Origin of the sequence: Kitasatospora sp. NPDC051164, from assembly GCF_044455625.1 — a bacterium.
Lineage (GTDB): Bacteria > Actinomycetota > Actinomycetes > Streptomycetales > Streptomycetaceae > Kitasatospora.
In genome coordinates this window covers 98982-109917 of record NZ_JBITFB010000017.1, presented here as the reverse complement: position 1 = coordinate 109917, position 10936 = coordinate 98982, and the positions used below count along the sequence as shown (strand labels likewise).

Genomic DNA, 10936 nt, shown 5'->3' with positions numbered 1-10936 from the left:
CCCGTCGTCAAAGGTGATGTGAGCAGAAGTCAGCGGCACGCTGCCTTCACAATTGCTTCGCTGTCAAAGCGTTTTGTCGACAGGGTGTCCGAGTTGTCGCGGGTGGTGGCACATTGCTCTCCGGGTGACATTCCTCACACTGCGTGATCATGAAGTCTTCCTGTTCCGGATAGGTCGTGTGCCCCTAAGGTGCCGGGAGCCTGGGCTGGTGGGGTCGGCCCGATTCAAGCTTTCGTGATCTGTGGGGGGATCAGTTGTCTCGTCGTGTCCGCGTGTTCACACGTCCGCGCAGCCTGAAGGTGGCTGTCGCGGCCGCGCTGGCTGTCTGTATGTCGGTGGTGACGATCCCCTCGGTCGAGGCGGTCGCCCACGCGGCCACTCCGCCGAAGGTCTGGGTGCCGCCGAACACGCCGGTGCCGGAAACCCATCCGGTGAAGGGCACGAACGGCAAGGCTGCCGGCTACCACCCCGATCCCGGAAAGAAGTGGTCGCCACCGACCGATTCCAGTCCACCGTCCGGCAGGGCCACCGCGGTCCTCGGCGGTGTCGGCGCCAAGGCGGCGCCGGCGCCGACCGCATCCGACGCGGCACCGGCAGCCACACCCTCGCAGCCGGTTCAGGCCGGCTCGTTGCCGGTCTGGATCGCCCCGGCCCCGGGTGGGAAATCGGCCGCTCGAACCGCACCGGCGACCCCGTCAGCCAAGGACGACCCCTCGGCCTTGCAGGTCGATCTGGCCGATCAGGGCCAAGCGAAGGCCGCCGGAGTGAACGGTGCCCTGGTCGCTCTCACCGACACCGGTGTGGGCAACCAGGCCGGTCGGGTCCAGGTCGGGATCGACGTCCGGGCCTGGGCGAAGAACGCCGGTGCCAACTGGGCCTCGCGGGCGAGGATCGTCCAGCTGCCCGGTTGCGCGCTGACGACGCCGGGCGCCGCAGGCTGCACGGCGCGCACCCCGGTGCCGTCCCACCGGGACGCTTCCACCGGCCGGCTGGTGGCCGAGGTCGACGTTCCGCAGCAGACCTCCGCCGCCGCCAAGTCCTTCACCTCGGGGGTCTTCGCGAGCCCGGCCGCCGCCGCCCCCACGGTGGCGCTCGCCGTCGAGGCCGACGCCAAGGGCAGCAGCGGCGACTTCACCGCTTCCCCGATCACCCCGTCCGCCTCCTGGCAGGCCGGCGCCAACGCGGGCAACTTCACCTACGGCTACACCGTCGAGCTGCCCTCCGCGCTGGCCGGACCCGCCCCCGACGTCTCGCTCGGCTACGATTCCTCCGCCGTGGACGGCAAGACCGCCTCCACCAACGCCCAGCCGTCCTGGGTCGGCGAGGGCTGGGAGTGGCAGCCGGGTTCCATCGTCCGCGGCTACAAGGGCTGCAAGGACGCCGGCATCGACAAGTCGGGCGACCAGTGCTGGGGCGGCGACCTGCTCCAGCTCTCGCTCGCCGGCCACGCGGGCCAGCTCGTCAAGGACGACAAGTCCTGCGAGTGGCACCTGCAGGGCGAGGACGGCACCAAGGTCGAGCGGCTGACCGGCCAGAACAACGGTGCCTGGAACGGCGAGGCCTGGCGGATCACCACCGTCGACGGCACGCAGTACTACTTCGGTGCCAACCACCTGCCCGGAGGCGACGGCACCGACCAGGCCGCCAACTCGGTCTCCACACTCCCGGTCTACTGGCCCGGCGGCCAGGACCCGTGCCTGAAGAGCGGCTCCCCGGCCACCAACACCTGGAACCAGATGGGCTGGCAGTGGTCGCTGGACTACGTCGTCGACCCGCACCAGAACCTGATCACCTACCGGTACGAGCAGGAGCAGAACCGCTACGTCCAGGGCGGTGGCCAGAACAACGGCAACGGCCCCCGGACCCAGTACCAGCGCGCCAGCTACCCGACCTGGGTGGGCTACGGCCAGCGCCTGCCCGACCAGATCGCCGCCAAGGGCAAGGCCAACCCGGCCGCCCAGGTGTGGTTCCGCACTGCCGAGCGCTGCCTGCCGGACAGTGATTTCACCTGTGACCCGTCCCAGCGGACCAAGGCCAACGCCAAGCGCTGGCCGGATACCCCGGTCGACCAGAACTGCGACGCGACCGGCGACTGCACCGTCTACTCGCCGACCTTCTGGACCACCAAGCGCCTCACGAAGATCGACACCGAGGTCTGGGACGGCGCTACGTACCGCCCGGTCGACTCCTTCGCCCTCAACCAGTCTTTCCAGGACCCGGGTGACGGCACCTCGCCGTCACTGTGGCTGGACTCGGTCCAGCACACCGGCAGCAACAATCGCACGCCGATCACCCTGCCGGCGGTGTCCTTCCAGCCGCTTCAGATCGCCAACCGCGTCCAGGGCCAGATCGTCGCGCCGGACGGCACCTCGGCCTCGATCGAGCCGTACAACCGCCCGCGCATCCAGAAGATCACCACCGAGACCGGCGGCCTGATCAACGTCGTCTACCGGCCGGCAGAGTGCTCGCGCGAGGCCGGCGGGACGATGCCGGCGTCCGAGGACAGCAACACGATGGCCTGCATGCCGGTCAAGTGGTACCTGCCCGGGCAGAGTGCGCCGGATCCGGTGAACGACTGGTTCAACAAGATCATCGTGCAGTCCGTCACCCAGGAGGACTCGGTCGCCGGTGGCCAGCCCGCGGTCGTCACCAACTACGTGTACGGCGGCGGCGCGGCCTGGCACCGCAACGACTCCGAGATGGCCGACTCCAAGAGCCGGACCTGGGACCAGTTCCGCGGCTACGCGACGGTCACGACCCTCACCGGCAGCGGCAACGATGTCGAGGCGCCGCGCACCAAGTCGGTCGCCACGTTCCTGCGCGGCATGGACGGCGACGTCCTCGCCAACGGAACCACCCGCCAGGTGACCGTGACCGACGTCCACGGCGGCGCCATCAAGGACGAGAACGCCCTGGTCGGTTTCATCCGGGACTCCGCCAACTACAACGGCGAGAACGGCGAGCTCCTCTCCACCGTGGTCTCCGACCCGTGGATCGGCCCGATCACGGCGACTCGCGGCCAGTCCGGCGGCATGCCGGCGATCACGGCCCGAGCCGTCAACGTCCTCAAGGTGACCAACCACGACAAGCTGGCCGACGGCTGGCGCACCCGCGAGCGTTCCACCTCGTACGACTCGACGCCGTTCGCCCGTCCGCTGACCGTCTACGACAACGGCGACCCGACCCACCCGGAGCAACTGCTCTGCACCTCGTTCGAGTACGCCGCCGGCCCCGGTGGCGCACCCACGCAGTTGGCCTCGCGCACTCTGGTCCTCAAGGGCGCCTGCGGCCAGACCGCGACCAAGGACAACACGGTCGCCGACACCCGGGCGTACTTCGACGGCCTGCCTCTCGGCCAGTCCGGCGCCAAGGCCGAGCAGACCTCGACCGAGGTCCTGGAGCGCTACGACACCGCGGGCAAGCCGGTCTACCGGACCACCGCCCGCGCGAGCTTCGACGCCTACGGCCGAGTCGTCAGCACCATCGACCCGACCCGCACCGACGACACCCACCCGACCGGCGCCGAGACCAAGACCGCGTACTCCCCGGCCACCGGCCAGCTGCCCACGGAGGTCACCCACACCAACCCGGTGGGTTGGCAGACCGTCAGCACGCTGGACGTCGGCCGCGGCTCACCGCTCAAGATCAAGGACGAGAACGGCCGGATCAGCGAGCAGGACTTCGACGCCCTCGGGCGTGCGATGGCCAGCTGGAGCCCCGACAACGACCGGACCAAGAACCCGAACCGGCCGAACCGCAAGATCTCCTACTCGGTCAACGGCACCAACGCGCCCTCGCAGGTGCTCAGCCAGGCGCTGATGGGTGACCTGAAGACCTACACCTCCAGCTTCACCATCTACGACGGCCTCGGCCGCGTCCGGCAGACCCAGGCCAGCACGCCCTCGGGCGCCACCGGCCGTATGGTCACCGACGCGCTGTTCGACTCGCACGGCTGGCAGACCAAGACCAGCGCCGCCTACTACAACGACCAGGCGCAGCCCAGCGGCCAGCTCTTCCTGCCCAACGGCGGCGTGGAGCCGGACAGCAAGATCCCCTCCCAGACCGTTCAGAAGCTCGACGGGATGGGCCGGGTCGTCGACTCGATCTTCCAGTCCTATGGCATCGAACAGTGGCGCACCCACACCGACTTCGTCGGTGCCGACGAGGTCCGCACCACCCCGCCGGCCGGGGGCTACGCCTCCGCGACCATCACCGATGCCCGCGGCAACACCGTTGCCCTGCGCCAGTACAAGGGCAATACCCCGACCGGCCCGTACGACGAGACCACCTACAGCTACACGCCGGACGGCAAGGAGGTCTGGCGCAAGGACGCGGCCGGCAACCAGTGGACGTACGAGTACGACCTGCTCGGCCGCCCGGTGAAGACCACCGACCCGGATTCGGGCATCGGAACGACGTCGTACGACGACAGCAAGAACCTCGTCACAGCCACGGATTCGCGCGGCAAGAGCGCGACCAGCGTCACCGACCTGCTCGGCCGCACCGTCGCGGCCTACGAGGGCACGGCGGTCGACCCGGCCAGGCAGGTCGCCGCGTGGACCTTCGACACCCTCGCCAAGGGCAAGCCGACCTCCTCCACCCGCTACGTCGGCGGCGTGAGCGGGGCCGCGTACACGTCGGAAGTCACCGGCTACGACATCGGGTATCGCGAGACCGGTGCGAAGACGACGATTCCCGCTGCCGAGGGCAAGCTCGCCGGCGTCTACCAGACCGACAACACCTATGACGCCGCAGGCCGTCTGGCGACGACGACGATGCCCGCGGTGGCCGGTATGGGCCGGGAGACGTTGAGCTTCGCCACCGATGTCGTCGGCCAGTTCGGAGGCCTCTCCAGCACCATCGGCTTCGAGACCACGACCTTCGTTGCCGACGTCCGCTACGACCCGTACGGCCGGCCGTACCGCACCACGGTGGGCGGCGCAGGCGCTCAGGTGGTCGCCACGCTGGACATCGACAACGCCACCGGCCGGGTCGCGCGCTCGATCCTGGACAAGCAGACCGCCGAGACCGCCCACGTCGACTCGGTCGACTACACCTACAACCCCCTCGGCCAGGTGACGTCGGCCCGCAACGCGCAGGACGGCGAGATCGCCGACCTGCAGTGCTTCACCCACGACTACCTCGGGCGCCTTACGCAGGCCTGGACCGACACCGGGACCCAGACCACCAGGCCCCAACCCAGCGTCCCCGGCGTCGGTGCCTGCGCCAACACCGACGGACCGTCGATGGACGCCGACAAGCCGAGCGTCGGCGGACCGGCCCCGTACTGGCAGCAGTACGAGTACGACCTCATCGGCAACCGCACCAAGCTGGTCCAGAAGGACGTCACCGGCGACACCACCAAGGACGTCACCACCACCCAGACCTTCGGCACCGGCCCCAACACCCCGTCCACCGACCCGAAGACGGGCGGCGGCACCGGCGGTCCGCACGCGCTGATGAAGTCCACCCAGACCGGCCCGGCCGGCACCGCGGTGACCTCCTACACCTACGACGCCACGGGTAACACCACCTCGATCACCGACACCCCGGGCACCCGGACACTGGCCTGGAACGCCCAGGGCAAGCTCGACCAGATCACCGGCACTGGCCAGAGCGGCGCCACCAGCTACCTGTACGACGTGTCAGGCAACCAGCTGATCCGCCGTGACCCCGGCAAGGTCACCCTCAACCTGGGTGCCGACCAGATCACCCTGGACACCAACACCAAGGTCGTCACCGACGTCCGCTCCTACGCGGCGTCCACCGGCCTCTCCATCACCCGCACCACCACCAACGGCACCTCCACGCTCGCCTACCAGGGCGCGGACCCGCACGGCACCAACGGCGTCCAGTTCGACGCCGCGACGCTCACTCACGTCCGCCGCCCCACAGACCCCTTCGGCAACGAGCGCGGCACCCAGCCCGAGGCGGGCGTCTGGGCCGGTGACAAGGGCTTCGTCGGCGGTACCAAGGAGAAGTCAACCGGCTTCACCCTCCTCGGCGCCCGCGAGTACGACTCCACAACGGGCCGCTTCATCAGCCCCGACCCCATCACCGACCCCGGCGACCCCCAGCAATGGAACGCCTACGCCTACGCCAACAACAGCCCGATCAACAAGTCCGACGCCAACGGCCTGCGGCCCACCTGCGACACCACGGCCGAGTGCGATGGCCTCGCGACTGAAAGGGACAACGGTCACGGCTACTCCTACATCACCCCGGCGGGCGGGAACTCCCCGACCCTGGCTTCGGTGCCGAATAAGACGCCGGAGGAGCAGGATGCAGGGAACCGTAAGGATGCTGCCGACAAGGTCGTAAACGAGGCGAAGCACAAGCGCGAAGAGCTCGTGCACAAGGTTGTCGACATCATCGGCGATCTGATCGGCTTCAACGACGCCCGCGACTGCTTCACCAAGGGCGACGTGATGGGCTGCATCAACACCGCCCTCAACGTGGTCCCCTGGGGCAAGATCTTCAAGGCCATCAAAGTCGGCATCCAGGCACTCAAGATCTACAAGGAGATCGAGAAGGCCTACACCGCCATCAGGTCCGGCGAACGCGCCGCAAAGGAAGCCGAAGCCGCCCTGGTCACCGCCAAGACGGCAGCTTCGGAGGCCCGAGCAGCTGAAGCGGCGGCCGCCAAGGCCGCAGAAGAAAAAGCAGCAAAGGAAACAGCAGCAGACGCAGCCGGCACCGAGCCCAAGGCCGTGGCCAAGGAAGCAGACGACTCTGTCGGCGGCAGCTGCCCGATTGGCCGACCCAACAGCTTCCCGACCGGCACCCAGGTCCTGATGGGGGACGGCACCCTCAAGCCGATCGAGGACATCCACGAGGGCGACGTCGTCATGGCGACCGACCCCCAGACCGGCGAGACCCACCCCGAACCCGTCACCGCGACCATCACCACCCCCGACGACAAGGACTTCACTGACCTCACCCTCACCGACGACGCCAGTCGCCGCGGGCCGCCCGCGGCTGATCAGGCGAAGATCACCTCCACCCACCACCATCCCTACTGGAGCGAGACCCGCCAGCAGTGGGTGGATGCCGGTGAACTCACCCCCGGCGAACACCTCCGCAAGCCCGACGGCACCACCCTCACCATCCAGTCCGTCCGCAACTACCCCTACGCCGTCACCACCCACAACCTCACCGTCAACCTGCTCCACACGTACTATGTGCTGGCTGGCACCTCCCCGGTCCTGGTTCACAACTGCGGCGACGGGACGATCACCCTGCACAGCTGGGAGCCCGATGCGGCGGGCGATGCCCCCCACTACAGCGTTGAGGTCTCGAATGGTTCGGTCTCTCGGCACACCGAACAGATCCATTCCGAGGACAAGCTGACAACTGAGATCGACGATTTCGAGAAGGCGACGCCCAAGCGCCGCTCAATCACCATTCCCCTGCCCAACCCGCAGGCGGCGCTGGCTCTGCAACATAGGCTGGTCAACAGCTCGAGAAGCCTTGGCGCATATGATCAAATTACGAATAGTTGCCTCACTCACTGTAGGGCAGTAGCTGCAGCTGGGGGCTTGCCAACTGCGGGCGTTCGAGAGTTCGGGGCGCTGTTCGGGCTCTCGGTCAGGGATCTCATGGGAAGATGAGGGGAGCTGCTCCGATGTCGCGTTGGAACCACAGCGAGTCCGCGGCGCCCACTGGGGCGGCTGCCTTGGGCGACATGCTTGCGAGCGGGCATGCCGACCATGAGGTCGAGTACCAGCTCGGGCGGCTGCTGGTCAGCTCAAACACCTCGTATCTCAACCGGGCCGGGTCGTTCGCCACAGATGACGACGAGGGGTTCGTCGAAGCGTGGGCCGATGCGGTCGACGGTTGGGAAGTGGTCAAAGGAGCGTGCTGCCGGCTCATGGCAGCAGGGGAGGCCCTGGACAAGGAGCGCCACGCTCTCCGGGAGCAGGCTGCTGCGGCAGGCCGACCGAAGCGGGAGGCTCTCGGGGAAGTCCAAGTTGGCCAACCGCGGCGCGATGCCCAGGCGGCGCTGGCCAAGGCATTGGGTGAACTGGCAGACCTGTACGCCAGGTACCCGCGGCCCCGGGGCGGACAGGACTGAGAACGTCCCCTGCCGTGGCGGCAGCCTGCTCGGGCGGTTGCCGTGGCGCTTCCCTCGTGGCCATGTCGCCTGTGCCGCAAGCAGATTGTGCAGTCGCTCGGCGGGGCCCCAAGTCACGTGCTTAGCGTCGTCGCAGAGGGGATGCGGCCCACGCTCGTGTCGCGCTGGGTGATCGAGGTGTCACCCGGGTAGGACTTGGGGAGTCCTACCCGGGTGTTGCCGAGACATCGCAGGAGCCGCGAGTGGCCGCTTACCACGACAGTGACGGAGCCGAGCAGGTGCCGGCGCAGGATGCTCCGCCGCCGCCTGCCGAACTGGTGGCGTTGGCGCAGGCGTACGGGGTGGATGCCCGGTATCCGGGCCCTGGCGGGCAGGGGGTGGGGGCGCGGACGCTGGTGGCGGTCCTCGCGGCGTTGGGGGTGGCGGCCGGGACGCCGGGGGAGGTGCGGGAGGCGCTGGAGCGTCACCGGGCGGAGCAGCAGGCCCGGTTGCTGCCGCCGTGTGTGGTGGTCCGGCAGGGGCGGCGTACCGCGCTGGACGTGCCGGCGGATGCCCGGCTGCGGGTGGAGTTGGAGGGCGGGGGGAGTTGGGAGCTGCCGCGCGGGCACTCGCACTGGCTGCCCGCCGATCTGCCCCTCGGACGGCACACGCTCAAGGCGGAGACCAGTGAAGGAAAGGCCCAGGCACGGCTGATCGTCGCCCCGCAGCAGGTCCCCCAACGCCCGGGCCGCAGCTGGGGGTTCCTCGCCCAGCTGTACTCCGTCCTGTCCGACCGTTCCTGGGGCATGGGTGACCTCGGCGACCTCGCCGAGCTGGCGCAGTGGGCGGGTGCCGACCTCGGTGCGGGCTTCGTGCAGATCAACCCGCTGCATCAGGGACTGCCCGGCGCCCCGTCCGATCCGTCCCCCTACCGCCCGTCCTCCCGCCGCTTCGCCGACCCGGTGCATCTGCGGATCGAGGCAGTCCCCGAGTACGCGTACCTGACTGCGGAGCAACGACAAAGGGCCGAGGAGCTGACCCGCCGGGCCGTCCGCCTGCGCGAGGAGGTCCTCGGGCACGATGGCCTGATCGACCGCGACGCCGTCTGGGCGCTCAAGCGCGAGGCCCTGGAGCTGCTGCACGAGGTGCCGCGCGGGCCCGGCCGGCAGGCCGCGTACGAGGCGTTCCGGCGACGCGAGGGCGAGTGGCTGCGTCGGCACGCGCTGTGGATTGCCCTGGCCGAGGTGCACGGCGCGGACTGGCACCACTGGCCGAAGGGCCTGCGTCACCCGGACGGCCCACAGATCGAGCAGGCGGAGAAGGAACTCCTGGAGCGGGTGGAGTTCCACCGATGGCTCGCCTGGCAGGTCGACCAGCAGCTCGCCGACGCCCAGCGCGCCGCTCGCGAGGCCGGGATGCCGGTCGGCCTGATCCACGACCTCGCGGTCGGCGTCCACCCGGACGGCGCGGACGCCTGGGCGCTGCAGGACGTCCTCGCCGGGGGCATCTCGGTGGGCGCCCCGCCGGACGCCTTCAACGCGCACGGCCAGGACTGGGGCCTGCCGCCCTGGCGCCCGGACGCGCTCGCCGAGGCCGGCTACGCCCCGTACGCGGAGCTGCTGCGGGCGACGACACGGCACGCGGGTGCCCTGCGCATCGACCACGTCATGGGCCTCTTCCGCCTCTGGTGGGTACCGGCAGGGCACCCGCCCACCGAGGGCGCCTACGTCCGCTACGACGCGGAGGCGATGCTCGGGGTGCTGGCCCTGGAGGCGCACCGGGCCGGGACGGCGGTGATCGGCGAGGACCTGGGGACGGTCGAGCCGGGTGTACGGGAGGAGCTGGCGGCGCGCGGTGTGCTCGGCACCTCGGTCCTCTGGTTCGAGCGGGACTGGCAGGCCTGCGGCGGCATCCTGGCCCCGGAGCGCTGGCGGCCGGGCTGTCTGGCCACTCTCACCACCCATGACCTGCCGAGTACCGCGGCCCGGCTCTCCGGTGAGCACGTCGAGCTGCGTCACCGGCTGGGCCTGCTGGCCCGCCCGCTGGGGGAGGAACAGGAGGAGGCGGCCGGGGAGCTGGCGGACTGGCGGGCGGAGCTGGCCGAGCTGGGGCTGATCACCCCGGGCGAGCCGCTGTCGATGCCCGTGCTGTACCGCTTCCTGCGGGCGACTCCGGCGGAGCTGGTCGGCGTCTGGCTGCCGGACCTGGTCGGGGACCCGCGCCCGCAGAACCTGCCGGGCACCTGGGACCAGTACCCGAACTGGCGCCTCCCGGTCGCGGACGACGCGGGCGACCCGGTCACCCTCGACCGCCTCGCCACCACCCCCACGGCCCGCCTCCTAGCCCACCTCCTCGCCCCGCCCAGGCCCCACGACCCGTCCCGTTGACCGCCGGAGCCCGACGCCGGTCGGCCCCCACGCCACCAGGCCGACCCCGACGCGCGCCCTCCCATAAGCGGCGGGTAAGTTGGAAACGTGGACAAGAGGAACGCTTTGCGAGCCGGCGCGGTCTCCGCAACGGTCACGCTGATGATGCTGCTGTCGTCGCCCGCCATGGCCTTGACCAGGGACGACGGCGATGACCCCGGTTCCGGCCTGAGCGTCGGCCAGACCCTCGGCCTGTACGTGTTTCTCCCGCTCGTCGCCTTCGCGGTGATCGCTGCTCTGGCCGGTATGCCGTACGGCAAGGGCAAGAAGAAGTAACCACCCCGCGCACGAAGACCCACCCGGACGCCTCGCACGACGGGCGTCCCTCAGGACCCGCACGGCGTCCGTCAGGACCCGCACGGCGTCCATAGGACCTGCACGACCCGCACAACCCCCGAAGGGGCGCCGGACGATCCCGTCCGACGCCCCTTCGCGGTCTCAGCGGTCTCAGCGGCTT

Annotated in this window: 5 protein-coding genes; 4 read left to right on the top strand and 1 reads right to left on the bottom strand. The window is 69.8% G+C overall.

Features of this window, described 5'->3' with window-relative positions; all coding sequences use genetic code 11:
• Positions 1–250: 250 nt before the first annotated feature.
• Positions 251–451, bottom strand: a complete 201-nt coding sequence (locus tag ACIBEC_RS25355; RefSeq protein ID WP_360506197.1) for a hypothetical protein — start codon at positions 449–451, stop codon at positions 251–253.
• 268 nt (positions 452–719) lie between these two features.
• Between ACIBEC_RS25355 and ACIBEC_RS25350 the strand changes: the two genes are divergently transcribed.
• From ACIBEC_RS25350 to ACIBEC_RS25335, 4 genes are all read left to right on the top strand, one after another.
• Positions 720–7610: a polymorphic toxin-type HINT domain-containing protein gene (locus ACIBEC_RS25350; protein ID WP_360506194.1), complete on the top strand. Its 6891-nt coding sequence runs from the start codon at positions 720–722 to the stop codon at positions 7608–7610.
• 65 nt (positions 7611–7675) lie between these two features.
• Positions 7676–8074, top strand: coding sequence for a hypothetical protein (locus tag ACIBEC_RS25345; protein WP_360506191.1), 399 nt, complete (start codon positions 7676–7678; stop codon positions 8072–8074).
• A 278-nt stretch (positions 8075–8352) separates the two neighbouring features.
• The gene (gene malQ / locus ACIBEC_RS25340; protein ID WP_396288939.1) at positions 8353–10440 is read left to right on the top strand and encodes a 4-alpha-glucanotransferase; all 2088 of its coding nucleotides are present in this window, start codon (positions 8353–8355) and stop codon (positions 10438–10440) included.
• A gap of 87 nt (positions 10441–10527) precedes the next feature.
• Positions 10528–10755 carry a hypothetical protein gene (locus tag ACIBEC_RS25335; protein ID WP_360506189.1) on the top strand — a complete coding sequence of 76 codons (228 nt, stop codon included), beginning with the start codon at positions 10528–10530 and terminating at the stop codon, positions 10753–10755.
• The last annotated feature ends 181 nt before the right edge of the window (positions 10756–10936 follow it).